Annotated in this window: 19 protein-coding genes; 13 read left to right on the forward strand and 6 right to left on the reverse strand. The window is 50.5% G+C overall.

All coding sequences use genetic code 11. The features are described 5' to 3' along the window. Window positions 1-5: 5 nt before the first annotated feature. Genes B5D63_RS24545 through B5D63_RS24555 form a run of 3 tightly spaced genes read left to right on the forward strand, consistent with a single transcriptional unit; the run spans window position 6 to window position 2,590 of the window. A complete protein-coding gene (locus B5D63_RS24545; protein ID WP_078671519.1) occupies window positions 6-1,478 on the forward strand; it encodes a RagB/SusD family nutrient uptake outer membrane protein in 1,473 nt (490 codons plus the stop codon). Between the two features lie 33 nt (window positions 1,479-1,511). After that, a complete protein-coding gene (locus B5D63_RS24550; protein ID WP_078671520.1) occupies window positions 1,512-1,757 on the forward strand; it encodes a hypothetical protein in 246 nt (81 codons plus the stop codon). Window positions 1,758-1,783: 26 nt separating this feature from the next. Further along, window positions 1,784-2,590, forward strand: a complete 807-nt coding sequence (locus B5D63_RS24555) for a hypothetical protein (protein WP_143313071.1) — start codon at window positions 1,784-1,786, stop codon at window positions 2,588-2,590. A 100-nt stretch (window positions 2,591-2,690) separates the two neighbouring features. On the opposite strand, the gene B5D63_RS24560 is transcribed toward B5D63_RS24555, so the two are convergent. Further along, window positions 2,691-3,605, reverse strand: a complete 915-nt coding sequence (locus B5D63_RS24560; RefSeq protein ID WP_078671522.1) for a patatin-like phospholipase family protein — start codon at window positions 3,603-3,605, stop codon at window positions 2,691-2,693. Continuing rightward, window positions 3,602-4,441 (reverse strand): hypothetical protein, encoded by an 840-nt coding sequence (locus B5D63_RS24565; RefSeq protein WP_078671523.1) that lies wholly within the window; start codon window positions 4,439-4,441, stop codon window positions 3,602-3,604. Before B5D63_RS24565 ends, B5D63_RS24560 begins: the two co-directional genes overlap by 4 nt. A 162-nt stretch (window positions 4,442-4,603) precedes the next feature. Between B5D63_RS24565 and B5D63_RS24570 the strand changes: the two genes are divergently transcribed. The 8 genes from B5D63_RS24570 (at window position 4,604) to B5D63_RS24605 (ending at window position 17,829) form a co-directional block, all read left to right on the forward strand. After that, window positions 4,604-5,158 carry an RNA polymerase sigma-70 factor gene (locus B5D63_RS24570; RefSeq protein ID WP_078671524.1) on the forward strand — a complete coding sequence of 185 codons (555 nt, stop codon included), beginning with the start codon at window positions 4,604-4,606 and terminating at the stop codon, window positions 5,156-5,158. A gap of 105 nt (window positions 5,159-5,263) precedes the next feature. Further along, window positions 5,264-6,319: a FecR family protein gene (locus tag B5D63_RS24575; RefSeq protein ID WP_078671525.1), complete on the forward strand. Its 1,056-nt coding sequence runs from the start codon at window positions 5,264-5,266 to the stop codon at window positions 6,317-6,319. Between the two features lie 230 nt (window positions 6,320-6,549). Then, window positions 6,550-9,723: a TonB-dependent receptor gene (locus B5D63_RS24580; protein WP_159456144.1), complete on the forward strand. Its 3,174-nt coding sequence runs from the start codon at window positions 6,550-6,552 to the stop codon at window positions 9,721-9,723. 7 nt (window positions 9,724-9,730) lie between these two features. After that, complete coding sequence (locus B5D63_RS24585) at window positions 9,731-11,224, forward strand: RagB/SusD family nutrient uptake outer membrane protein (RefSeq protein ID WP_078671527.1); 1,494 nt, start codon at window positions 9,731-9,733, stop codon at window positions 11,222-11,224. Between the two features lie 168 nt (window positions 11,225-11,392). Then, window positions 11,393-15,820, forward strand: a complete 4,428-nt coding sequence (locus B5D63_RS35130; RefSeq protein WP_159456145.1) for a DUF6443 domain-containing protein — start codon at window positions 11,393-11,395, stop codon at window positions 15,818-15,820. A gap of 5 nt (window positions 15,821-15,825) precedes the next feature. Then, window positions 15,826-16,344, forward strand: a complete 519-nt coding sequence (locus tag B5D63_RS24595) for a hypothetical protein (RefSeq protein ID WP_078671528.1) — start codon at window positions 15,826-15,828, stop codon at window positions 16,342-16,344. A gap of 17 nt (window positions 16,345-16,361) precedes the next feature. Further along, a complete protein-coding gene (locus B5D63_RS24600; protein WP_262488169.1) occupies window positions 16,362-17,300 on the forward strand; it encodes a M91 family zinc metallopeptidase in 939 nt (312 codons plus the stop codon). A 1-nt stretch (window position 17,301) separates the two neighbouring features. Continuing rightward, window positions 17,302-17,829 carry a hypothetical protein gene (locus B5D63_RS24605; RefSeq protein ID WP_078671530.1) on the forward strand — a complete coding sequence of 176 codons (528 nt, stop codon included), beginning with the start codon at window positions 17,302-17,304 and terminating at the stop codon, window positions 17,827-17,829. 86 nt (window positions 17,830-17,915) lie between these two features. On the opposite strand, the gene B5D63_RS24610 is transcribed toward B5D63_RS24605, so the two are convergent. From B5D63_RS24610 to B5D63_RS24625, 4 genes are all read right to left on the reverse strand, one after another. Further along, window positions 17,916-19,286 (reverse strand): RagB/SusD family nutrient uptake outer membrane protein, encoded by a 1,371-nt coding sequence (locus tag B5D63_RS24610; RefSeq protein WP_078671531.1) that lies wholly within the window; start codon window positions 19,284-19,286, stop codon window positions 17,916-17,918. A 9-nt stretch (window positions 19,287-19,295) separates the two neighbouring features. Continuing rightward, complete coding sequence (locus tag B5D63_RS24615) at window positions 19,296-22,535, reverse strand: SusC/RagA family TonB-linked outer membrane protein (protein WP_078671532.1); 3,240 nt, start codon at window positions 22,533-22,535, stop codon at window positions 19,296-19,298. A gap of 90 nt (window positions 22,536-22,625) precedes the next feature. After that, window positions 22,626-23,639, reverse strand: coding sequence for a FecR family protein (locus B5D63_RS24620; protein ID WP_078671533.1), 1,014 nt, complete (start codon window positions 23,637-23,639; stop codon window positions 22,626-22,628). Between the two features lie 77 nt (window positions 23,640-23,716). Beyond that, window positions 23,717-24,286 (reverse strand): RNA polymerase sigma factor, encoded by a 570-nt coding sequence (locus B5D63_RS24625; protein ID WP_159456146.1) that lies wholly within the window; start codon window positions 24,284-24,286, stop codon window positions 23,717-23,719. A gap of 157 nt (window positions 24,287-24,443) precedes the next feature. Here B5D63_RS24625 and B5D63_RS24630 point away from each other — a divergent pair, with 157 nt between their 5' ends. Beyond that, window positions 24,444-25,067, forward strand: coding sequence for a hypothetical protein (locus B5D63_RS24630; protein WP_078671535.1), 624 nt, complete (start codon window positions 24,444-24,446; stop codon window positions 25,065-25,067). Window positions 25,068-25,092: 25 nt separating this feature from the next. Then, window positions 25,093-25,809: a hypothetical protein gene (locus B5D63_RS24635; protein WP_078671536.1), complete on the forward strand. Its 717-nt coding sequence runs from the start codon at window positions 25,093-25,095 to the stop codon at window positions 25,807-25,809. Window positions 25,810-25,890: the final 81 nt, after the last annotated feature.

Here is a 25,890-nt window from a genome sequence, read left to right on the forward strand (position 1 = left end):
GCTACATGAAACGTCAATATATATTACCGCTTTTGGGAATGCTCACCTTCAGCGCCTGCAGTAAGGATTTTATCAACCTTACGCCGCAATCGAACCAAACAACTGCTACCTTCTTTAAGACAGCCTCCGATTTTGAGCAGGGGGTAAACGCCATCTATGACGGTCTGCAGAGTACCCAGACCTATGGCAAAGCCTACTACTACCTGATGGAGGTACGTAGTGATAACACTGATATCTGGGACAGGGGCGCCCTGGCCGGCGTGGCTTCGCAGGTAGATTTTTTTACCGAGGTGACCACCAATCCTTTTATCAGCGACGGTTATGCCGGCGCCTATGTGATCATCACGCGGGCCAATGCGGTGCTGGACCAGATAGATGCTTCCAGCATCCCCGATGCTTCCAAAAAGCAGTACAAAGGGGAGGCGCTGTTTCTCAGGGCGCTATCGTACTTCAACCTGGTACGGCTATACGGACCGGTGCCGCTGGTCACCAAAATGGAAACGACCTCGCAGGCGCTGAACCATAAAAGGAATGCTACCGCAGAAGTATATACGCAGATAGAAAATGACCTGCAGGCAGCCGTAACATTGCTTCCCGGGTCGTATACCAACGCCGGCGACTATGGCAGGGCTACCGCCGGTAGCGCTTCGGGGCTATTGGGCAAAGTGCTGGTGACACAGAAGAAATGGGCCACTGCATTGACCGCGCTGAAGAACGTGGGCAACGGTTACAGCCTGGTCAACGAATATGCCGACCTGTACAAGCCGGCCAATGTGGTGAATCCGGAGATCCTGTTTGCCGTGCGGTTCAAAAAAGGACTTAATCCTTCCGAGGGCAACAACTACTTCGCGGATATGGTGCCGGTGTCTTTCTATTATAATGGTGTGTTGTACGGCGGTTCCAATAACAACCGGCCTACCCATGACCTGGTGGCTGCTTACGAGGCCGGCGACAAACGTCTCGGCGTATCGCTGGACACTATCTATAATAATAGCGCCACGAATGTTGTCAAGGGCAATTATATAAAAAAATACCTCGATGTGCCAGGCGCTACCAACGACGGGGGCAGCAATTTCCCGGTACTGCGTTATGCCGATATCCTGTTGTTGCAGGCAGAGGCGCTTAATGAACAGGCATACAGCGCTGCTACCGGAGCCGGAACGGCGTTCGGTTTCCTGAATGCCGTGCGTAAAAGGGCCGGGCTGCCGGAGAAAACAGTGGCGGAGCTGCCGGACCAGGCCAGTTTCCGCAACGCGGTGTTCCGGGAACGGAGAACAGAGCTGGCCTTTGAAAATGACCGTTGGTTCGATCTGGCCCGTAGCACTAATGGGGTAGCGGTGTTACAGGCGCACCTGAAGCAGGAGTACAACCTGGCTACGCCGGTATTAAATGCCGACCGTCTGCTGTTTCCGATACCACAGCGTGAAATCAATATACACAACGATCCCGCCAACTTCCCGCAGAACAAAGGGTACTAGTGGCGGGTAAGCAGGGGGCCATGAAACATGTTTATGCAGGCATATGGTGCGTGCTGCAGTCAGCGACAGCCGCCCGACAGCACCGGACAGCACCCCGTGCTGATGACCCGCACACCTTATTCCTGCGCTACTTATGGCAAAGAAATTTCTCCCGGGAACGGTGTGATATTTTCCCTGCCCGTGCGAATAATGTATAAAGACATCATCATTCTTTTTTTCGATGATGGCTTTATACCGGGAGTCGTGCCTCCGGGGAACGGGGTGTTGTCATCGTTCTGACAGTTTCAATTTAGTACCTTCGCGGTATGACGAGACAAGAAACCCAATTGACGGAAACGGATGTTCAATTATTGCAAAGCCTTGGCCAGGTGAAGGGGCGTCGTTTGAGACTGCTGGTGTTTTTCACATGTGTGACGCTGGTTTTTGGATTGTTGTTGTTTATTCCTGCTGAAGCGGCTGGTTTCACCATTGGGGTGGCGTTGATCTTTTTGCTGATGTTTTCGCTTTGTTATTTTATGTGGCGGGGCGTGTGGCTGATGCGGCGGCGGAGTCAGCGCAGTATTGATAATGGCCGCAAGGGGATTATCGAGATGCAGTTAAAAGGGCTGCAGGCCAATGGCCGTGGCGGGGTGGATTATGTGGCGGACAGTGGTGAGGTGTACCGGCTGGCGGTACCGTTGCCGGGCGTGTCTGTTCTGGGCCGGCAGCTGGCTTCCTGGTATCCCGGGGTGATCGAGTACGCTGCGGGGGCTGTGGGTGAACGTGTGCAGTTGCATATCAGCGTTACCGGCGTACTGCTGCGGGTGGTGTATCCGGATTCGCCTGCTGTCAAAGCACCGGCGGTATTAACGGAAACGGATAAACGGTTGGTGGGCGAGCACCGCGACGGGGAGAAAATGATTATTATAGGAAAAATTACGGAAGTACTGGTCCCTTTACAACGGGGTAAAGGGCTTCATGACACGTATATTCGTATCGGTGATACCCTTTATCTGCTGAAACCTCTGCGGCAGACGGAGCACCCTGTCAGCCCCGGGCTGGAAGTGCATCTGCATGTACTTCCGGGAAGAAATGGCGAGGCTGACAAAGTGTTGTACCTGTTGGGCGCCTAGTGGTCCTTTCAGCTGAAGATGACTACGCTGCTTTCAGACTGTCAGCCGGATTGGTCATGGCGCGTCCGTTTTTTGAGACAGCCGTCTTCAATTTCGCACGTTACCAGTTGCCGTCGGGATATTGTTGCAGGATGGTTTTGGCGCGCAGCTGTCCCTGTTTCATCCAGGCCTGCATCAGCAGCCGGTCAAAACGCAGACCGGTGGGGAAATCGGGGTCCAGTTCGGCTTCGGGGCTGATGTAATAAACCCTCACCGGCGCCGTGGCTGTCTGCTGGAAATTACGCAGCACTTCCAGATCGTTTTCCCGTACGTCCTGTATGAAGATGGTGACGGCGCGTAAGAGCACATCCAGCAAACCGGTATAGTTGCTGTTGCCTGGTTGCTGGGCATCCGGATTATTGCTGAGTATATAAATACGGTGTTCCTGCCCGGGGGGAAGATTGGTGACGACTGTACGGGTAGGGATCACTTCGCGGTTGCCGCCGTCTACATACTGAAGACCGTTGATGGTCACCGGAGGCATAAAAACAGCCTGGTTGCTGCTGCTTTGCAGCGCTTTCACCAGCATGTCGGTGGAATTGATGACGAGGTTATCGTAATGGAGGCCTGCCTGTATAGGATGGGAGGAGAAGATGCTGAGGCGTCCTGTTTGCAGGCAGACAGCGTTGAGGCACAGCACGGAAGAGGATTGCCGTATGGTGTTCCAGGCGGCAGCGTCCATCTGTTGACGGATCTGGTTTTCCAGCGGCGTGGTATCGTACAGGTAGGGTTTGTTGTTGAGGATGTTATCGATGGCGTTTTGTTTGTTGAGGATGTCTGCATTACTGTTGCTCAGGTAGATATCCGTCACCGCTGGTATTTTACCGGCTGCCACCATGGCGGCTATAAGGGCGCCGGTGCTGGTGCCGCTGATGAGGTCGAAAGAGCGGATGCCGGTGGTGGCCATCAGTTGCCGGAGGGCGCCCACGCTGAAAGCGCCTTTGGCGCCGCCTCCGCTGGTGATAAGTACGTTCATGATCTTTTTTTGAAAGGCTGATGAAACAGGACGAGGCCAACGGCAAAGCCCATGCGGGCGGATTTCAGTTCATTGTTGACCGACAGGTTGAGGCCAAAAGGCCCCAGCTGTACTTCCGCTCCCAGTGCCACCTGGTTAAAGTGAACGAAGCTGGTATTGTATTCCGTATAGGCGTTAATGTTACCGACGCCGATGGGGATCTTTTTGACGGAGATATCGGTGAGCCGGACAGCCACCCGCGTACTCAGCGTGGTATAAAACGTATTGCCGCGGAGGAAGACAGCGGGGCCGGCCATCAGGCGAAGGCGGCCGCCGCATTGCCCGGCGCGGGCGAACGTGTAACTGAGGTAACCGCGGAGAGTACCGAGGTAGGCCACCTGGTTGCTCAGGATGTTGGCGGCGCCCTGACTAAGCTCGAAGCGCCTTTCCAGCCCGTTGCAGAATTCCGACGAAGGAAAATCGGGGTGGGCGATGTGTTGCCGGTTCATATACACAAGCCACTGAAATACGTTATTGGCTTCATCGTCCGGCAGCGCGTCCGCGAAGCAGGTACCATTGAGCGTATCGTTGATGAAAGTGGCGGTTTGCCGGCTGACCCGGACGAAATCCTCGTAGCTTTGCGGATTTCTTCGCTGCAGCTGTGCCAGCAGCTGTTCGTTGGCGCTGTCCTGCGGCTGGTATTTTCCGAGGGTTTTCGTGAGCGCAGATATGGTTTGTGCATAGGATACCGCTTTAGCTCTGCAGGTGGCGTTGTCACAGCATTTTTCGGTCGTTTGTGCAGTGAGCTCCCGGATACTGCCTATGCATAGTAACAATAGCAGCAGGGTATTTTTCATAACAGGAAGGTAGAGCTTTTCAGGCAAAGCAGCAATGCAGTCACGCAAAGTGCGCAAAGATTTTAGCTACTTTGTGCTCTTGCCGTCCGCTAAAATCTTTGCATTCTTTGCAAGAAAATTTGAGTAGTTTACCCCGGTGCACGTATTATTAAAAATCACGGTATGGGAGACGCTGAAGTAAACACCCTATGGCAGGCGGTTTGCGGAGCGGATGATCAGTCGGCGTTCCGTACGTTATTCGATGGTTTCTACCAGCGGCTGGTCCGCTTTGCGGCCGACCTGGCAGGAACCCGTGAGGCAGCGGAAGAGATCGTGTCGGATGTTTTTGTGCAGTTATGGAAAAACCGCCGGCAAACGGGAGGGGTTATACGGCTGAAGACCTACTTATATACCGCTGTCCGTCACCGCAGCTATAATTATGTACGGGACCATCAGCAGCACCGGTGGCTGGGGCTCGATAGTATTGAGGAGCCGGCGGAAACGGGGCAGCATCCCTCACTGGAATGGAAAGAGCTGCAACAGCAACTGGATGCCGCGGTAGACCGCCTGTCGCCACAATGCAGGACCGTTTTTCGCATGGTCCGGGAAGAAGGATTTAAATATAAAGAGGTAGCGGCCATCCTGGATATTTCACCGCGCACCGTGGAGACCCAGCTGGTGCGGGCTGTGACACGTCTCCGGGAAACGCTGCAGGCGGTGCAGCATCCTGTACGGTGATTTCCCCCAATTCCCCATCGTTCAAAATTTTTTTTTACTGTCTGTAGGTAATCGTCGTTTTTTTCGTGTCTGGTTATCCGGAGAGCACTTCTTTCCGGAAGAATAATGACAGATGAACAACGCCTGAATGAACTGATTACTGCCCGGCTGGCCGGCACCATAGACACGGATGGGATGGCTGAGCTGGAATCCCTGTTGCAGCGATATCCCGAACAGCGGGCTTCGTACTCCCTGCTGGAACAATATTGGGACGCCGTCCCGGTAGCCGGTCAGGCGCCCGGAGATATTTTCCGGGACATCATGGCCGTGGCGGAGCCTGCCCACCCATCTCCCGAAAAAACAATAAAAAAAGGGGGGATCTACCGGCTCCGCTGGTACTGGGGAGCAGCGGCAGTCACGTTGCTGGGCTTATTCTTTTTATTCAGGCCCGACGGGAGGGCATATCAGCAGGTGGTGCGAACAGCCGACGGGGAACGGAAAACCTTCCGTTTGTCAGATGCCAGTACGGTACACCTCAACGGCGGCAGCCAGCTGCGTTGCGTACTGGACGGCTCCGGCCGCGAGCTGTGGCTGGAAGGAGAGGCTTATTTTGAGGTGGCGCCGGACCCGGCCCGCCCTTTTGTGGTGCACGCTTCCGGCGTTAATATCCACGCACTGGGCACCGCTTTTAACGTAAAAGCCTATCACGGGCAACCCTCCTGTGAAACCACGCTGCTCGAAGGCGCCGTGGAAGTCTATGCCGATAAAACACCTGATAGCAGGATACGCCTGCGCCCCTACGAAAAAGTATCGCTCGACGGTACGGCCTCTATCGCCGCGCCGATAAAAAAGATAAACCTGAAAACCATACGCGCCGGCGCCCCGGCGACATTACCGGTCGCTACACCACTGGCTGACAGCAGTCTGACGGAAACGGCCTGGGTCAGCAACCGGCTGCAATTTGACGAAATGGACTTTGAAGAGCTGGCCCGCCTGCTGCAACGCTGGTACGGCGTAAGCATCACTTTCCGGGATGAAAAACCGAAGCACTATGTCTTCAGCGGCGCCTTTGCCGGGGAAACCGTCACACAGGCGCTGGACGCCCTGCAGCTGACAGAGGATTTCCGCTATGAAGTACAGGGCAACAACATTACCATATTTGGCACGTCAACAAAAAAATAAGCAGCAAAAAACGTTATGAATCCTTAAAACACAGTAGAACAACACAGAAAAAAAACAGGAAATGCTACGAACATTTCCTGCTATTCCAGGTAAAGAAACAATGCATATCCCCTTTGGCCGGGCGGACAAGGCATTGTTATTTTCTCACCCATCATCACAAATTTATGCAAAATGTCAACCAATCGCGTTGTCGCCGGCGAAGAACGGCGGTACTAAAGCCTCTAGTCATTATGAAGCTGTCATTTATTATTGTTTTAATCTCCTGTATGCAGGTGGCTGCCAGCGGCTATTCCCAGCGCCGGGTGACCCTGTCGGTCAAAGACACGGAGATCAAAAAAGTGCTGGACCGGATCTCCGGACAGACAGACGTACGTTTCCTGTACAGCGACCGTAAAGTGGACCTGCACCGGAAAGTAAGCCTCAACGCGGAAGCAGAACCGCTGCCCGTACTGCTGGACAAGCTGCTGGCCGGTAGCGGGTTTACCTATAAAGAACTGGAAAACAAACTGGTGGTCATCATCCCGGAAAATACCGGCTGGGAAAACATCCAGGTAAAAGGAAAGGTGACCGGCGCCGATGATGGCAGCCCTCTGCCGGGGGTAACGGTACAGGTGAAAGGCACGGCCATCGGCACGCTGACGGATGAAAACGGTAACTTTCAGCTGAATGCGCCCGCCGGCGGCACCCTGCTGTTCCGCTACGTAGGCTACGATCAGCTGGAAATGCCGGTGAAAGGCAATATGCAGGTGCAGCTGAAAAAATCTTCCAGCGCCCTCTCCGAAGTGGTGGTGGTAGGCTACGGTACCACCCAGAAAAAAGACCTCACAGGGTCTGTGGTGAGCGTTGCTCCCAAAGACTTCAACAAAGGTATCATCAGCAACCCCGTACAGGTACTGCAGGGCAAAGTGGCTGGTCTGGTTATCAGTAAACCCGGCGGCAACCCCAACGGAAAAATCAGTATCCGGCTCAGAGGCGCCTCCTCGCTGTCGGCCAGCAGCCAGCCACTGTTTGTGGTGGACGGCATCCCCGGGATAGATATCAACGTGGTGCCGCCCGATGATATCGTGTCCATCGATGTGCTGAAAGACGCTTCCGCAGCGGCGATCTACGGCTCCCGCGGCGCCAACGGCGTTATCATCGTCACCACCCGCCGTGGTAAAGAGGGCGCCCCGCAGGTATCGTACAGCGGTTATGTAGGCTTCGACCAGATCGCCAATACCTACGACGTACTGAACGCCGACCAATACCGGAAATACCTGAAGGATAACAATATAGACCCCAACGGGTTTGACCTCGGCGCCAGCACCAACTGGCAGAAGGCCATCACCCGCACAGGCGTAAGCCATAGCCACAACCTCTCCATGGGCGGCGGCAAAGGAGATACCCGCTACAGCGCCTCTGTCAACTATCTCAACAACGAAGGCGTGGTGATCAACTCCGGACTCGAACGTATCATCGGCCGCATCACGCTGGACCAGGGCATCTTCGATAACCGCCTCCGCATTGGCCTGTCTATGAACTACGTAGGGGAGAAGAACCGCTACCAGGGCCTGAATCCTGACGACCAGGGCGATAACCGTCTCTGGGAGCAGTCCATCGCCTACAACCCCACCGCACCTATCTACAAACCCGATGGCACCTACTTCGAAAAACTGGACATCAATGATAACTATAACCCGGTAGCGCTGGCCAACCAGATCAAACATCAGCGTGCCTTCAATAAATTTATCGGGTCCGCCAAGATCACCTACGACATTACGAAAAATCTGACCTACGACCTGTTATTGGGACTGGAAAGAGCTTCCAGCGACAGAGGCATGTATTATTCCAAAAAGTCCCCGGTGATCGAAGGCGCAGGCAGCAACGGCACCGCCACCCGAGAATCCAAAACATGGGACAACAAAACACTGGAAACCTATTTCACGTACGCCAAACAATGGCGGCAGCACAACCTGAAACTGACTGCCGGTTATTCCTATCAGAATTTCTACACCAATTCCATGAATGCCGGTAACACCCAGTTTGTGTCTGATATCTTCGGATATGATAACCTGGGCGCCGGCCAGGCAGACCTGCCCACCGTGGGTTCCGGAGCAGGGGAGAACGCATTGGTGTCCTTTATCGGTCGCGCTTTCTATAGCTATCACGATAAATACCTGCTCACCGCTACCGTCCGCCGTGACGGGTCCACCCGTTTCGGCCGTGATAAAAAATGGGGCACCTTTCCGTCAGCCTCCTTCGCATGGCGTATGACACAGGAACCATTCCTCGCCGGCAGCTCCTGGCTGGAAGACCTGAAACTACGTGTAGGCTACGGCGTTACTGGTAACCAGGAAATCGAGAACTATAAATCGCCGCTGACCTACAGTCCCGGTGGTAAAGTGCTGGACAACGGCCGCTGGGTAACATCCTACAAAATCGGACAAAATGAAAATGCCAACCTGCGCTGGGAGTCCACCGCGCAGTTCAATGCCGGCATCGACTTCAGCCTGTTCAAAGGCCGGCTGACCGGTACCCTCGAATACTACGACAAGCGCACCAAAGACCTGTTGTTTAACTACAATGTGCCCTCTCCGCCATACCTGTTCCCCACTATCCTGGCCAACGTTGGACAGATCAGCAACAAGGGGGTGGAACTATCACTCAGCGCAGGTGTCGTCCAGCAGAAAGATTTCAGCTGGGATGTGTCGTTCAACATCTCCCGCAACTACAACGAGATCCTGTCCATCGCCAACGACCAGTTTAAAAGCGATGCTATCTATTCCGGTACTGTGGGCGCCCGCGGCCTTACCGCCGTACAAATCGTAAAGGTGGTTCCGGGGTATTCTATCGGTACCTTCTATATCCCGCAGTATGACGGCGTGGACGCCAACGGCAATCAGCAGTTCAAAGACCTCGACGGCAACGGTTCCTTCGACTTCCGCAGCGACAGCCGCGTGGCCGGTAACGGTCTGCCTAAATACCAGGCCGGTCTCGCCAATACTTTCCGGTACAAAAACTTCGACCTCAATTTCCTCCTGCGCAGCCTGTTCGGCTACCAGATCTTTAACGCTACAGAACTGGTGCTTGGCGACCGTTTCAGCCGCCTGCCCGGAAGGAATATCATCGCCAAATATGCCGACAGCAATATCCGGGGAACGTACGTGTCTGACCGCTTTATTGAAAATGGCGCATTTCTGCGGCTGGACAACTTCACCCTCGGCTATAACATCCCTGCGGCCAACAGTAAACGGTTCGCCAACCCACGTGTATATGTCTCCGGGCAGAATCTCTTTATCCTGACCGCTTATTCCGGCCTGGACCCGGAGATGCCCATCGACGGGCTTGCACCCGGTATCGATAACCGGAACGTATATCCGAAAACACGCTCTCTCGCAGTGGGCTTTACGGTGAACTTTAAATAAAACGATCATGAAGACTAGCATCTTAAAATATACTTTACTGGCAGGCATGGCCTGCGCCGTTTTCAGCTGTACCAAGCTGGATGAAACCTTTTACGACCGCGGTACCGACGATAACTTCCTGAAAACGGAAGATGAGCTGAACGCCTTCGCCAACGGCGCGTATGCCAATATGCGCAACTACCGGGACGCCTATTGGAAAATGAATGAAGTCACCACTGACGAAACCACCGTGCCTTCCCGCGGCGCCGACTGGAACGAGGGGGGCTTATGGCGCGTGCTGATCAGTCACCAGTTCCCCGTAACACATCAGTATATCAATGATATGTGGAACAGCATCTACCAGAATGGCGTTAACCCCATCAACGCTATCCTGCAAAAGATGGATCAATCCGCCATTCAGCTGCCCACCAAAGACCAGATCAAGGCACAGATGAAGGTGCTGCGTGCGTTTCACTTTTATCTCGCCATGGACGCTTTCGGCAATATCCCCATTGTGACGTCCTTCAGTCAGTCAGAGCCGCCTAAAAACACGCCCCGGGCGCAGGCCTTTACATTCATTGAAAAAGAGATCCTGGACAATATCCAGGCGTTGCCCGCAGAACTCAATACGAAGAATTATGGTAAAGTGACCAAAGGCATGGGCTTCATGCTGCTGGCCAGACTGTATGCTAACGCTCAGGTATACACGGGCACGCCACGCTGGAACGATTGTATCCGTATGTGCGACTCCGTTACCAAACAGGGCTATCAGCTGGAAGCAGACTATTTCGCCAATTTCGCCACTAAGAATGAATCTTCAAAAGAGAATATCTTCGTGGTGCCTTATGACGCCATCAATGCTAAAGGCATGATGCTGCACTACCTCACGCTGCACTACAACAACCGCTACACTTACGGTCTGCCCAGCGCTCCCTGGAACGGCTGGTGCACGCTCAAAGCGCATTATGAGTCCTACGACAACGACGACAAACGTAAAACCATGTTCCTCGTAGGGCAGCAATATGCGCAGGACGGCACGCCGCTGAAGACAGAGCAGGGCGCCCCGCTGATCTTCACACCGGAAATCAAGGAGCTGGCCAACGCCACGCAGACAGAAGGTGTACGCATCGTAAAGTATGAAATCCAGAAGAACACGCCATACTCCGATCAGGACAACGACCTCGTGATTTTCCGTTACGCCGATGCACTCATGCTTAAAGCAGAATGCCTGCTGCGTACGGGCCAGGCAGGGCCGGCCCTGGCGCTGGTCAACGAAGTACGGGCGCGTAACTTCGCCACCGCCAAACCGCTGGTGACGCTCACACTGGATAACCTGCTGGCCGAAAGAGGCCGGGAGTTTATCTGGGAAGGCTGCCGCCGGCAGGACCTTATCCGCTTCGGCAAATGGAACGGCGAATGGCAGTTCCACCCGGCAGATGCAGAATTCAGGAAGCTGTTCCCCATCCCGCAGGCCCAGCTGGATGCCAATCCGAACCTGGAGCAGAATCCGGGGTATAAATAGTAAGTGGATGTGAATTTTTTAGAAACAAGGCTTTAGCGGTTTTTATCGCTAAAGCCTTGTTTTTTACTTCCGCTTACCGGAATATTTTTTATATTTAGTAATAGATTTGTTTCTTATTAGAACGAATTGATGTAGCCCTTTCCTGATTGTAACCCGAGTATAGAACCTATGAGAGAAAAAAATCAACATCGCGCTGCCCGGACTTTTGCTTTTTTGTTGTTTGTTGCTATTATGTCCGACGGAAAGGTAGCTGTCAGCCAAACTCCCGGCGGCGTTCTCCCTTCGGCGACACCCGTGACCATCCCTGGTGCCTATACGAATCCAACTGTGAATTATATCCGGACCTGGGAGCCATCCAGGCCCTTAACTGATCCCGTTACCGTAACTGCCCAGGCCAATCCGGTAGCCGATGTAAAGCAGACTACCCAATATTTTGATGGCCTTGGCCGGCCGCTGCAAACAGTGGCAAAAGGGATGGGAGGTACTGGAAATGATATGGTGACGCCGGTGGTGTATGATGCATTTGGACGTGAAGCGTTCAGGTATCTGCCTTATATGCATGCTTCCACAGATGGTAAGTTCAAGCCAGCTGCCTTCAGCGATCAGGACCAGTTTTACCGTAATTCCGGCAGGTACCCTGACGAGCGGATATTTTATAGCCAGACGGAGTTTGAAGCATCTCCACTGAACCGGGTGCTGAAAACGTATGCTCCGGGGAATAGTTGGGCCTCCAGACCGGTGACGCATCAGTTTCTCGTGAATACTACCGCGGATTCTGTGCGTATCTGGAATATAAACGCCACCGGTAGCCCAGTCAGTACTGGCACTTACGCCGCCGGCCAGTTGACCGTAGATGTCACCACCGATGAAGACGGAGGACAGGTGCGGGAATATAAAGATAAGTCCGGCCAGCTGGTACTGAGGAAAATGTCTGGAAGCACTAATAGCGGCTCCGCTCATATGGGCTGGTTATGTACCTACTATATTTACGATGATCTGAGCAACCTGCGTTTTGTAATCCCTCCGTTGGGGGTTGAGAAGATTACCGGCAGCTGGAATACTACAGCTGTCGCTGACGGGCTCTGCTTCCAGTATACTTACGATTCCAGAAACCGGATGGTTACCAAAAAACTTCCCGGTGCAGGTGCAGTAGAGATGGTGTATGATGTGCGCGACCGGCTGGTATTCACGAGAGACTCCAGCCTGCGGGCATTGAAACAATGGCACGTGACGTTTTATGATCCGTTGAACCGTCCGGTGGAAACAGCCCTGTACAACAGGGATATATCAAGGGAGGTGCTGCAAACGCAAATGAACGGCGCTGTCAATAATAGTGGTACCAGCAGCTATGTCTTCCCCGGTACAGCCGACCTGACGGTAGCTTACCACGACCGGAACCTCTACGAAGCCACTAATTCTGTGTCGCTGGAAAATGGTTTTGACACGCAGAACAGCGCCGATGTTGATGTTCGTATTAATCCGGCTCAAAACAGTGGCCGGGTGGATATTGCCGTCAGCAATCCGTTGCCGGATGTTTTCAGCAGCGGCACACTACAGCCGTTAACTTTTACCTTTTACGATAAATATGACTTTCAGGGGGCTAAAGTATCGCTGAACAGCGATTTTGGTAAGCCCTCTGACTCCGGAAACCTCTATGTGGAGCCGGTAACAGTGGGTAATCTCACAACAGGGTTGGTAACGGGAACACGCACCCGTATACTGGGCACGGATACCTGGTTAACCACCACGACTTATTATAATGATAAAGGGAGAGTTAGCCAGGTGTTGTCAGATAATGCTGCCGGTGGCATGGATGTGATAACTACGCGTTATGATTTCAACGGAAAAATAGTCAGTACTTACCAGCGGCATACAAACAGCCGAAGCGGTGTGACACCACAAACTACTGTGCTTACCACAATGCTCTATGATGCACAGGGAAGGTTGAAAGCAGTTAATAAAAAGCTGAACGATAATCCCGGTCTGGCCCGTACAGTGGTCAGAAATACCTATGATCAGATTGGTTTGCAGGAAATAAAAGAGCTCGGAATTGCAGGCACAGGTACTCCATTGGAGCGGCAGACTTATGACTATAATCTGCGGGGCTGGCTGCGCAGTATCAGTAAAGAATATCTGAAAAATGGGTCAGGGGGAGCGCACTTCGGCCAGGAGCTGAACTACGATTATGGGTTTACGAATAAGGTTTATAACGGAAATATCGCCGGTATCCGTTGGAAGGGATGGAACGATACTACACAGCGGGCTTACGGTTTTACCTATGATCAGGTCAATCGCTTAAAAGGCGCCGCTTTCTCCCAGATAAATGGCGGTAACTGGCTGAATAATACGGTAGATTTTACGGTGAAGCATATCAGCTATGATGCGAATGGGAACCTTTTGAGTATGCTTCAGCGCGGGCAGCTGAACAATGCTCCCGGGAATGTTGATCAGCTGAGCTATCGTTATAATAACAACAGCAACCAGTTGAAGTCCGTATATGATACCGTGAGAGCCAAAACCGGTTTAGGCGATTTTTCCGACAGCCAGGCCGATGGTATTGATTATAACTATGATGGCGCTGGTAATCTCATCCGCGATGAGAATAAACAAATAGCTTCCATCAGCTACAATCATCTCCATTTGCCGGAATTAATCACTGTTATAGGTAAAGGAAGTATCCGGTTCCTGTATGATGCTGTTGGCAACAAGGTCCGCAAGACAGTTTCGGATAATACTGGCGGGACGCCCAAAGTTACCACCACAGACTATTTAGGAGGGTTTGTTTACGAAAATGACAGCCTCCGGTTTGCCAGCCATGAAGAAGGCAGGATACGGACGGTGTATCAGGCAGGTCAGGCGCCGACCTTCGTATATGACTACTTTGTAAAAGACCATCTGGGCAACACGCGGTTGGTATTGACGGACCAGACGAATTTCACCATGTATGCAGCTACCATGGAAACACCCAATGCTGCCAAAGAAAATTTGCTGTTCAGTAATATTGATAATACCAGGAGCGCTAAACCTGTCGGGTACCCGGCAGACGAAAGTGCAGGCGATAATGAATCCGTGGCTAAACTGACAGCTACCAGTACCGGGAAAAAGATAGGCCCCTCGCTGGTACTGCGGGTCATGGCAGGGGATACGGTCCAGTTGAGCAGTAAGGCATTTTACAAATCCAACAGCCCGGTGGATAAAAACAGCCCGGTCGTACCGGCGGAGAATATGATAGCCGACCTGGTCAATGCGTTTGGCGGTGGCACTTCCGCTGATGCCACACACGGCGCTCCTGCTGTCGCAATGAATACGCCATTTAATACGAACTTCTATAACAATGACTATCGTCAGCTGAAGGAAAAAGAACCGGACCAGCAACCGGGTAAACCCAAAGCATATCTTAATTATGTTTTGTTTGATGACCAGTTTAAAATGGTAGAGGAGAATAGCGGTGTGAAGCAGGTGAAAGCCGAACCAGACCAGTTGCAGACGCTCTCACAGGATAAGATGGTCATGAAAAAGAGCGGATTTTTGTATGTTTATACCAGCAATGAGAGTCCGCAGGAGGTGTTTTTTGATAATCTGCTGGTAGGCCAAAGCAGTGGACCGGTCCTGGAAGAGACGCACTATTATCCATTTGGACTCACCATGAGAGGGATAAGTTCGAATGTTTTAAAAGGGACGAGTTATGCGGAGAATAGGAAGAAATATAATGGGAAAGAGTTGCAGAGTAAGGAGTTCAATGACGGAAGCGGGTTAGAATGGTATGATTATGGTGCGAGGATGTATGATGCACAGATTGGGAGATTCCTAATACAGGATGCCTATGCAGAAAAATATTATGCTATGTCGCCATACCAATATGGGGCAAACAATCCCATCAATAATATTGATGTTAACGGCGATAGTATATGGGTAACTACTGGTACTGGGCAAAGGCTCTATTATAGTTACTCTCAGGGAGGTGGATATGGATTTTATTCAACAAAGACAAGTGTAGATGCAATGAGTGGCTTAGATGTTGTAACACAAGAAAGATATCAGGGCAACGATCAATTTGCTAATGCACTCTCGGGAGCATTAGGACAGTTAACTCTCGGTAAAGAGGGAAAAGCATTAGTAGATGATTTAGCTGCTGATAAAAGGAGTATGGATATTGTAACAACTCAAGGAGGCAATCTCACAGATCCTAATGGACTTGGCGTAGCATGGAATCCACAATTAACAAACTCAGGACCCAATGAGAATGGAGGAACTCAGCGACCAGCATTCATCGGCTTAGGTCATGAACTAGCTCATCAACAGAGAATATGGAATGGCTCTTCCGATCAAAGTCCTTGGGTTAAAAGCGATGATAATGGAAATCCTTATCCCAATCCTATTCCCAATGATGACATATCGGCAACACATGTTGAGAATAAAATTAGAGCTGAACATTTAATTCCGTTACGTACTCATTATTCAATGGATATTAACGGTACTCCAGTAAACAAAACCAGGATTTTGAAAGCAGGAACAAGGGAAAGCCTATATTATAACTCAAATAATCAGACTAATAATAAAGTGCTAAATAATAAGCAAACTCCCTATAAATATTAGTAATCATGCAAAATATAACGCTAGCTTTATTGCTGTTTATGTTATTGGCTAATAAATGCTATTCCCAATCTTTTAAAAAGATTTCTAAAAGAATAGAGGTGAGTAACCAACAGGAACCTAGACAACTGTCTGAATTAAATCATAAAATACGCTTAGAATTGTATGAAAAAGGGAATTTGGATTTCCTTAATAAAACCAATGATACTATTTGGATATTAGAATCACAGTTTATGGATAGCGGGATAACGCTTGGTAGAATATGGAATAAAAAAGGATTTGTTGATTATTCTTTTCAGAACGGTAAGTTGGATACTAAAACATATAAACCTTTTACTAAGCATATATGTGATTTAATTGAGAACTGGGATAAGAGAACGATTAAGGCAGAAGAGAGTGCGCAATTATCACCTTTGGATTCCAAATATATTTATGGTAAGAGGGTGATTGTAAACTCTGGCGCTATTGCAATAGATACGATTTCATTTAGCGAGTTATTTAATTGGAAGAGAGATACAAAGCAATGATGGCGTGATGCCCATTAGTGGAGGAAACGCATTACTATCCATTTGGGTTGACGATGGCGGGGATTAGTTCGAGTGCGTTGAAAGGAAGTGACTATCCTAAGAACCGGAAAAAATACAATGGAATAGAACATACGACGGATTTAGACCTAAATCAGTATGATGCGTTTTATAGAACACTCGATCCGCAGATAGGGAGGTTTTGGCAGATAGACCCAAAACCAGATATGGTTTTTAGTGCATATGCCGCAATGAGTGATAATCCTGTATTGCTTTCAGATCCTCTTGGTGATACAGTACGAATACATTTTAGGGTAGGGTTTTTAGGACTTGGGGGTAAACGAACTGTTAATTATGAAAATGGAAAGGTGACTAATACAGATGGTAGTGCCTACGCCGAAAAAACGAAAGGGTTTTTGAAGCGGACAGTTAATGCACTTGACAATATAAGAACAGGGGGTGCTAATGGCCAAAAGTTGGTTACTGACCTTCAAAATAGTTCAGAGTATACAAATATTGTAAAAGGTAGCAGTAATAGTTATATAGAATACGATACGCGTTTAAAGCTTGAAAATCGTGTATCCTGGAATCCATCAAGTACTGAAGGAGGGTTAGATATACATGGCAGCAGGAGTGTTTCTAGTTTTATTGGCTTAGGGCACGAACTTGGTCATAGCCATGATAAAATAACAGATGATCAAATTGATTATAGGACGTGGTTTACCATGAAAGAGGCCAGTGGAAAAAATATTAATATACCTAATGCAGAGAGATATTCAACTCATTGGGAAAATTTGCTACGATCAGAAAACAATTTGCCATTACGGCAATACTATGGTGTTGATAACACCACTGGATCACCCATAGGCAGAGGTGATATACTTATACCGGGAACGAGGTATAATGCGAATTATGTTATCTATGTTGGTGGGATTCCCATACCTGTAATAAAATATTAATATGAAAACTTTTATTTTTTTTATTGTACCTATTACTGCCATATTTAGTTGCGTTAGTCGAATAAAGACGATATCTGATACCTATCTTGCAGGTGATAACTACTGTTTTGTTAAAATGGTACAGTTTTATAAAGGTATAGGGGTGATCTTTAATGGTGATTATAATCCTGGTATATTAATGTCGGATAAAAAAGAAAGGTTTACCCCTGATTCTTTAGACGTAGCTATTGCAGAAACTGTTTTCGATAAGGATTTTGATAATTATAAAGAAAAAGTTGGCATTAAAGCGCCGGGTAAGAATGATTCAAAGTCTTTGTATTATAAATATAACAGACAATATGTTGGCTATGTTGACAATACAGGGAATAAAGTTATCGTTATCCATTTAATTGATTTTTCTAATCCCGGAAAGGCTAACAAGATACTTAGTAAGAGATGGTACGAAACTTATGTAATATATTTTTCTGAGCAAGAACCACTAAATATTTTTGATGTTGTTGTCGATATATCTAATAAAAGGCTAAAATAACAAGGTTCGGTCAATCACTAGTTTTCTCTGTGCTTACAATGTAAAAAGCCTTAGCGATAGCTACTGATCGCTAAGGCCTTTCTTTTTTAATACCCCGGATTCTGAGCAAATCCCATAATATCTATCTCCTGTTGCGGTATCGGATACAGCAACCTAAACGCCGGAAGCGTCACCTTTTTGTTGGCGAATACTTCCGATATGGCCCTGTTGGTGCGTACCAGGTCAAACCAGCGGTCGCATTCGAAAGGCAGCTCCAGTCTGCGTTGCCGGTAGATTTCCGCGCGGAAGCTGGCCTGGTCCGGCAGTGCCATAGCTGTAAGAGCGGCCAGACCGGCACGGGTACGGACATTATTAAGGTAAGTAAATGCGTTGCCGTTGGCGGCATATCCCAGTTCATTCAGCACTTCGGCCTGCATTAGCAGGATGTCCGCGAAGCGGAGCACGGGAAAATCGTTGCCGGCGTTACCGTTCACCGGCTGATCGAGGAATTTGCGGGGCATGATGTTGGCGTTGCCGGTAGGCTTTACGGGATCAACGAGCGGCTTGCGGAGATCGTTGGCGTCGTAGGCTTTTGTCAGCGTGGTATCGACCGTGATCACCTGTGAATTGGCATACCAGAAGCCGTGGTCCTGGTTGGCGACGCCTTTGGCATAACGAACGGCGAAGACGATTTCAGCGTTGTATTTGTTGCCGGTGTTAAACACGTCCGCCACATTGGGCAACAGTGAGAACACTTTGGAATCGATCACCTCCTGTAATACCGTTTGTGCGTTGGCGTACTTTTTCTCATAGAGGTATACTTTTCCCAGCAGTCCTTTGGCGGCGCCGGCGGTAATGCGACCCAGCTCATTGGCGGGATAGGTGTTGGGCAAATTGGCGATGGCAAAGGTTAAGTCTTCCTCTATCAATTTATAGGCGGTGGCTACATCATCTCTTTTTTGATTCACGGCGTTGACAGGATCTACAACGGTGGTCAGCACGGGTACGCCTCCCCAAAGCCTGACGAGGTTGAAATAGTCCAGTGCGCGGATAAACCGGGCTTCTGCTTTGATGCGGTTCTTCAGCTGCTCGTCCATTTTGATCCCGTCGATGGCGGCCAGCAGGGTATTGCAACGGAAGATGCCATTGTACACGCCTACCCATGTGTTATAGAAATTGGTGTTGCCAGGGTTGTCGGAGTACCGGTTGATCTGGTAGTTTTGGCCGGCGTTGGAGGACGGGTCCTGGTCGGTGAAGTTATCGGCCCTTGCTTCCATCAGTATCTGGAAGGTATTGCCATACTGACTGTTCAAAGCCAGCGATTCATAACAGCCGTTGACAGCCGTGATGGCGTCTTCCGGTGTTTTGAAAAAAGTACCGGGGGAGATGACGGACGGTGGTGTCAGGTTTAAAAAGTCTTTGCCGCAGGCACTCAGCAGCAGTAGTAATACGGGCAGATAGAATATATACTTTTTCATGATGGTTCGTTAAAAGGTGATGTTAAGTCCCATAGAATAGACGCGGGCCAGCGGATAGGATCCATAGTCTTCCCCTGCGGTCAGCGCATTATCGGTACGGTTACTGATTTCAGGATTGAACAGCGAGTAATTAGTGAAGGTGAAAGGATTCTGTACCGCGCCGTATATTCTTGCGCCAGAAAGGTGAATCCGGTTCAGCAGGGAAGCGGGAAACGTATAGCCGAGGGCGATGTTCCGCACCCGGACAAACGAACCGTCTTCGATATGCCAGGAAGAGGTGATGCCGTTGCCGCCGGTAGCGAGACGGTTGGCCCGGTTGGTATAGCCGTTGCCGATATTGTCCGGAGACACAAAGTGGTCTTTTACAAAGCTCAGGTTATTGAAGTTGCCTTCTACGTTGGCGATGTAGCGACGGAAGAGGTTCAGTATCTTATTGCCCTGGCTGCCCTGGATAGAGAAGCTGAGGTCCAGCTGTTTGTAGCGCAGGGTGTTGCTGAAACCGAAGATGTACTTAGGCTGGAAGCTGCCGATGATGGTCCGGTCGTTGGCGTCTATTTTTCCATCGCTATTGATGTCATTGAATTTCAGGTCGCCCACGTAGGTAGGGTTGCTGGTTTTGGCGGAGCCGTCGAGATCGGCCTTGTCGCGGTAAACGCCGTTTGTCTCGTATAAGTAGTAGGAGCCGATGGCTTCACCGATTTTAGTGATGAAATACGCATTGCCGGTACCGCCGGTAGCGATGATGGGCGCGCCGGAAGGGCCTAGCCGGGTCACCTTGTTTTTGTTGAAGGAGAAGTTGGCGTTGCCTTCCAGTGACCAGTCTTTACCCAGTTTTTTGTTGTAGGATAAGGTGATTTCCATCCCGCGGTTGTTCAGCGCGCCAATGTTCTGCAGATAGGTGCTGAAGCCGGATATGCCGGGTACAGGAAGATTTAAAAGCAGTTTGGTGGTATTAGAATTATAGAAGTCCACTGTCAGGTTCAGCGCATCTTTAAAGAAACCTATTTCCACCCCGGCGTCGAAGCTGGCGGTGCTTTCCCAGGTGAGGTCCGGGTTGGCGGGTGTCACCACCGAAACGCCGTTCACCAGTGTTTGGTTGCCAAGTATATAGTTGCTGTTGCTGGCGTTGGTGCCGTTATAGTTGGCCAGTTGCGCAAGCGATCCATAGTTGGGGATCTGGAAGTTGCCGGTAAGGCCGTAGCTGCTCCGGATTTTCAGGGAGCTGATGGCGTTTACGCCCTTAAAGAACGGTTCGTTGGAGACCTGCCATGCGGCGGAGATAGCCGGGAAGGAAGCCCACTTTTTGTTGATGCCGAAGCGGGAGGAACCGTCTCTTCTCACCGAACCGGTCACGAAGTATTTATCCGCATAGCTGTACTGCACCCTCGCCAGCCAGGAGTTCAGGCTCCACTGCTCCTGCGAGGAGGAGCCGGCGTTGATCTGACCGGCATTCAGGGTGGTGACGATGTCCGTGGGGAAATTGATGGCGGTCAGGGTATTGTGCTCCTGGTTTTCTTTCTGTGCCGTAAACCCTGCCAGCGCGTCTATTTTATGTTTACCGAAGATCTTTGCGTAAGACAGGGTGTGTTCTGTCAGCCAGTTGGTGTACTGGTCCGTATTGGAAAAGCCGGTGGCTACGGAGGGCAGCGTGCCCGAAGGGATCGGCAGGGTGGAAGGCCGGTAGTAGTCCCTGCGGAAAGTATTGATGTCTGCACCGGCAGAGATCTTATATTTCAGGCCGGAGAGAATTTCATACTCCATATAAGCGTTGGCCATCAGGCGGAAATTCTTCATGCGGTCTTTGATGAGCGTGGCCACGGCCACGGGGTTCAGCTGGTTGGTCTGGCCATAGCCCCACACGTTCACCGAATCTGCAAAGGTGCCATCGGGGTTGTGCACCGGGAAGATGGGGGCATACCCGAGGGCCAGCGCTACCACGCCGGAGTTGGGGGCGAACCAGGGTCCTTCGGCATTTACGAGGTGGTTGTCGGTAAAGGAAGGACTCATGTTTACCCCGAAACGAAACCGTTTGCTGCCGCCGTCGATGCGGAAGCGGCTGGAGTACCGTTTATAGTTGTTGTTGATCACGATACCGTCCTGGTTGAGGTAGTTACCGGAGAAATAGTAGGAAAGATTTTCGTTGCCGCCATAGATGCTGACGTTGTGGCTCTGCATAGGCGCCTGCCGGAAGATCTCTTTTTGCCAGTCGGTATTGGTAAGTCCTTTTTCACCAGCCAGATAAGGCAGCACCTGCGGTGGTATCCAGGTGGACGGGTTCCTGGGACGCACGTTGTTGGGGTCGGTAGGCTTGCCGGTGGGCACTGCATCGAGGTATGCGTTGTTATGGCCATCGTATACCAGTTGGGCATAGTCATAGGCGTTCAGCACATCTACATGTTTGTTGACCTGCTGAATGCCGTAGTTGGCGTCATAGCTGACAGTCAGTTTGCCGGCGGTGCCTTTTTTAGTGCGGATGAGCACCACACCGGTGGAACCCCGGGAGCCGTAGATAGCTGCCGAAGCGGCATCCTTTAGTACATCAATGGAGGCGATGTCGTTGATATTGATCGCCGCCAGCGGGTTGGCCGGCTGCTGGTAGTTGTTCACGCCCGGAGAGGCGTTGCGCGTATCGTTGGTCACGGGCATACCATCGATGACAAATAATGGATTGTTGCCTGCGCTGATGGAGCCTACCCCACGTACGCGGATGGACACGTTGCCGCCGGGAGCGCCGTTCGTCTGCATCACCTGTATGCCGGCCATCTTGCCGGCAAGGGCCTGGTCAAACGAGGTGACGGGCTGCTGCATCAAATCGGCGGAACGCACGGAGGCGACGGCGCCGGTCAGCTCTTTCCTCGTACGGCTGCCGTAACCCACTACCACCAGCTCATTGAGACCGTGACTGGATTCTTTCATCCGTACCAGCAGCAGGTTTCCTTCTCCCGCTTTAACGATAAAACCATCCACCCGGTTGTGTTCATATCCGATGAAGGTGAAGGAGAAATCATACTGCGCGCCTGCCTTGAGGCCCTGCAGCTGAAATACGCCGCGCTCGTTGGTGGATGCGTTGTAGGTTTCCTTACCGTTCCGCTGTTTAACGGTAATGGATACACCGATAAGGGGCTCGCCGTTCTCGCTTACCACACTTCCTTTCACGAGAACAGCCTTGCCGGCTTCCTGTGCATAGGTGTGCATGGCACATAACAGTAATAAAAGAATACGGGAGTACCTTCTTAAAAGTCTGATCATATGATAATGTATTTGTACGATTTTTTTAACAATGCGTGGCCTGCACATGCTGCAGCATGTGTCAAACAGATAAAGGCGGCCGTTCGTTTTTTATTTGCTGATAATGATGCTGTCGGCTGTCCCTTTAAGCTCCAGCTGGTTCATGGCGCATATAGCGGCCAGAATAGACTGCAGGGAGTCTCTTTTTAATACTTGCCCTGTGAAATACAATGCACTGACATCTTCCTGCTGAAAATATACTTTCGTTTGGAAGTGCGCCGCCAGGGTACGTAAGGCCTGGTCCAGCGGCTCGTTGTTGAAAGAAAGTACTACATTATTGACCTCCGGCGCCTTGTTGACAGGTGCTTTCGGGCTGTCGGCCTTTTTGATATCGAACGACCGGGTGATGGTGTTGATGGCATATTCTTCTCCCGGTGACAGATATACATCCTCTTGCTGAAGGGAAGTATGTATTTGTACTTTTCCTTCCGATAGTTTTACCACTACTTTGTTGGCTGTCTGTGCGTTCACGGTAAACGTGGTACCCAGGGCGGTGACCGTGATGCCGGCGGTTTTCACGATAAAAGGTCTTTTCGTATCTGCCTGCACGATAAATTCCGCCTTTCCCTGTAAGGTCAGCCTGCGTAGTACGGTGCTATCTTCCCACGTGAGCAAGCTCCCGGGCGCCAGTTGTATAACAGAACCATCGGCCAGCGCCAGCGTTTTAACACCGCTGCTGATATTGCTGATATGACGGCTGGCCACTGAAGCTGGTGTTGCACTGCGCGTCCTGTCTGCCTGGTGTTTCAGATAAACGGTGCCAATCAGTATCAACACCGATGCCGCTACAGACAACGGAAGCAACAGCGCCCTTACAGATCGTTTCCGGGTGCCGGCCACTACTTCAGCTTCCATGGCAGCATGTAGCCGGTCCAGTAAGGCGGCGGTTTTTTCGGAAGACAGCACGGATTCTTTTGTAACGATACTTTGCTGATAAGCTTCCAGCATAGCTGTTTTCAAAGGTTCGTCCGCACCCTGTTGCATCAGCGCTTCCAGTTGAGCGATGTCCGATGCGCTTGCCTGCCCTTTTTTAAATTTCTCCAGTAATAAGTAAAACTGTTCCATGTATTCATCTATAAAAACTCAATGAAGAGCAAAGAGGGGGGAGCGCGTTATGTTACCAAATCGTTAACTAACCTGGGTCAATATTGTAAGTAGGCGCTGAGGAGCAGCAACCCCGCTACAGGAACGGTGGCCTGTTGTGCGGCGATGTAAGTTTTGATAAAGGCGGAGGAGGCTTTAAGGTATTCTTTGGCGGTATGATGGGAGATGCCGAGGATGGAGGCGGCTTCCTGCAGCGATTTTCCTTCCAGGCGGCAAAGCCGGAAGATCATTTTCTTCCGGGGTGACAGTTGCTCAATGGCATCACTGATCAGGTGCAGCTGCAGGTCTTTCAGCAGCGCGAAGTTATCATCCTCGGTGGATATGGCTTGTTGCGGATGTGCTGCCAGCACGGTCTTTTCTCTGGCGGCGTTTTTAAGGTGTTGGATGGATTTGTTATAACTCACGACAAACAACCAGCGGGCCACATCATGGGTCAGCTCAAGTTTGTGACGGTTGTTCCATAGTGCCATGAAAACCTCCTGCAGGATATCTTCTGCTACTTCCGGTTGCAGGACCAGCTTACAGATGTTCTTAAACACAGCCTGATGGTACTGGCTGTAGATACTGTCGAATGCGGAAAGTTCGGCTTTGTTGAGTAGCGTAGTCATTTCGGATGCACTGTTGCTCGCCATCAAAAATAGGATCGGACAAGATAAATTAAAAGAAGGGGAAGGTTATATTATGATTATCATTGTCGGATTGGAGAGGTTGAAAAAGTATGCTATCTTGCATACCATGTTTTATAAAAAAGTTTGTTTACCATTGATGGTGTGCGCAGTTGCCGCCTGTAGCAAATCCGGCAACGATACGGACGATAACAGCGATCCCGCGGACCTGAACAGCATTTCCATTACTGTTGAAGGTGATGTAAACCGGCAAATTGAAAGCAGGGGGCAGGATGTGAATGTAGGCCTGCTGAAGTTTACCAAAACCACCCTCGAAGGATTTGGCGTAGGCAGTATCGTCATTGACGACAACACTGATGCCAAAACGGCTGTCAATACAGGTCTGATGGAAGTTTCGCTGCAGGAAAAAGGAGAGCAAAAGGGAACGGCCACCGGCTCTCTGACAGCGGAGAATGGCAACGGCCATATGGATTACTCAGGTATGAGTTACTTTGTGTTTTACGATACCGATCCTGAACAGAACAACAGTAAAACCTATCTCACTTTAACGGAGGTGAAAGATACTGCCCATTGGCTGAAATTGACCGGCCGGTTCCGGTATAATGCAGCTTATGGCCCAAGCCCCCTGTCTGAGCCCTGCATAAAAGAAGGCCTTGCTAACGCCGGCCGTATCCCGATGTATAATCCGGACCTCTGCGGCGCCAAAAAGGTGAAAGTATCGGGCAACTTTACTATTTACCTTGATAAAGTGATGCAGCGGTAATACTACCCGTGTTATCCCGTACAGCATGAAACATTTTGACCTGAATTTATGGTTATGTCCTATCCTGGGAGTAACGATGATCGTCGTGGTGCTGTGGCGGCATTTTTTTCCTTCTCGCGTAAAGGCAGAAGCGCCGGTCGTACTTCCGGAACCGTTACCTGTATCAGAACGTATTTCCCCGATGGTCCGACCGGTATGTCAGCACCGGTTCCTGAAACGATTGCAGGAGGTGGTTGGCTGGACCGGGCAATTAATGGATAATAGGGTTTCGGGGGAATGGGACAACCGCACTGTATTCAGGAAAACGAACCCGGTGATCGATGGTGTGCCGGTATTTCAACTGAACGAGGAGGGTGTTGCCTGGAACGTAGATATCTGCGAAGCGGACGTGGTGTTGCGTGTATTGTTTAATGCGTTGGAGCCAAGGTCCGGGGTATCACCCGCCACCTGGGAGGAGATGAAGATGAAAGGGCAGATCGTGGCGCACGAAATTAATACAACAGTGACAGATGGTGCATCTGAAGCCCAAAGCCAGGGGTATGTAGATGTATACGACCTGCCGCCGGTAGATACCTGGATCTATCTCACAGCAGGGGCGCGCGGCACTAACCCGGTGCTGTATTGCTGGGTGCCCACGCCCTTTATTGCAGCGATGCAGGGGGCAATGGACGTAAGCTGCACGGATAATTATGAATGGGTGGCTATCGATCTGCTATTGCCCGACTACAAGAGTAGCCTTTAATAGTCTCATTTCCCGGTCATTGAACAAAAACAAAGCAGCTCTTGTTTAGGTGCTGTAACAGCGTTATTCCCGAACGAAAAT

The organism is Chitinophaga eiseniae (assembly GCF_900167135.1).
GTDB lineage: Bacteria > Bacteroidota > Bacteroidia > Chitinophagales > Chitinophagaceae > Chitinophaga > Chitinophaga eiseniae.

What these genes read in the sequence shown, in the direction of transcription:
- B5D63_RS24635 (WP_078671536.1), top strand. Translation starts at nt 25,093, where the DNA reads ATGAAACATTTTGACCTGAATTTATGGTTATGTCCTATCCTGGGAGTA.
- B5D63_RS24605 (WP_078671530.1), top strand. Translation starts at nt 17,302, where the DNA reads ATGAAAACTTTTATTTTTTTTATTGTACCTATTACTGCCATATTTAGT.
- B5D63_RS24555 (WP_143313071.1), top strand. Translation starts at nt 1,784, where the DNA reads ATGACGAGACAAGAAACCCAATTGACGGAAACGGATGTTCAATTATTG.
- B5D63_RS24580 (WP_159456144.1), top strand. Translation starts at nt 6,550, where the DNA reads ATGAAGCTGTCATTTATTATTGTTTTAATCTCCTGTATGCAGGTGGCT.
- B5D63_RS35130 (WP_159456145.1), top strand. Translation starts at nt 11,393, where the DNA reads ATGAGAGAAAAAAATCAACATCGCGCTGCCCGGACTTTTGCTTTTTTG.
- B5D63_RS24610 (WP_078671531.1), bottom strand. Translation starts at nt 19,286, where the DNA reads ATGAAAAAGTATATATTCTATCTGCCCGTATTACTACTGCTGCTGAGT.
- B5D63_RS24545 (WP_078671519.1), top strand. Translation starts at nt 6, where the DNA reads ATGAAACGTCAATATATATTACCGCTTTTGGGAATGCTCACCTTCAGC.
- B5D63_RS24595 (WP_078671528.1), top strand. Translation starts at nt 15,826, where the DNA reads ATGCAAAATATAACGCTAGCTTTATTGCTGTTTATGTTATTGGCTAAT.
- B5D63_RS24630 (WP_078671535.1), top strand. Translation starts at nt 24,444, where the DNA reads ATGGTGTGCGCAGTTGCCGCCTGTAGCAAATCCGGCAACGATACGGAC.
- B5D63_RS24570 (WP_078671524.1), top strand. Translation starts at nt 4,604, where the DNA reads ATGGGAGACGCTGAAGTAAACACCCTATGGCAGGCGGTTTGCGGAGCG.
- B5D63_RS24585 (WP_078671527.1), top strand. Translation starts at nt 9,731, where the DNA reads ATGAAGACTAGCATCTTAAAATATACTTTACTGGCAGGCATGGCCTGC.
- B5D63_RS24565 (WP_078671523.1), bottom strand. Translation starts at nt 4,441, where the DNA reads ATGAAAAATACCCTGCTGCTATTGTTACTATGCATAGGCAGTATCCGG.
- B5D63_RS24550 (WP_078671520.1), top strand. Translation starts at nt 1,512, where the DNA reads ATGCAGGCATATGGTGCGTGCTGCAGTCAGCGACAGCCGCCCGACAGC.
- B5D63_RS24560 (WP_078671522.1), bottom strand. Translation starts at nt 3,605, where the DNA reads ATGAACGTACTTATCACCAGCGGAGGCGGCGCCAAAGGCGCTTTCAGC.
- B5D63_RS24575 (WP_078671525.1), top strand. Translation starts at nt 5,264, where the DNA reads ATGACAGATGAACAACGCCTGAATGAACTGATTACTGCCCGGCTGGCC.
- B5D63_RS24625 (WP_159456146.1), bottom strand. Translation starts at nt 24,286, where the DNA reads ATGACTACGCTACTCAACAAAGCCGAACTTTCCGCATTCGACAGTATC.
- B5D63_RS24620 (WP_078671533.1), bottom strand. Translation starts at nt 23,639, where the DNA reads ATGGAACAGTTTTACTTATTACTGGAGAAATTTAAAAAAGGGCAGGCA.
- B5D63_RS24615 (WP_078671532.1), bottom strand. Translation starts at nt 22,535, where the DNA reads ATGATCAGACTTTTAAGAAGGTACTCCCGTATTCTTTTATTACTGTTA.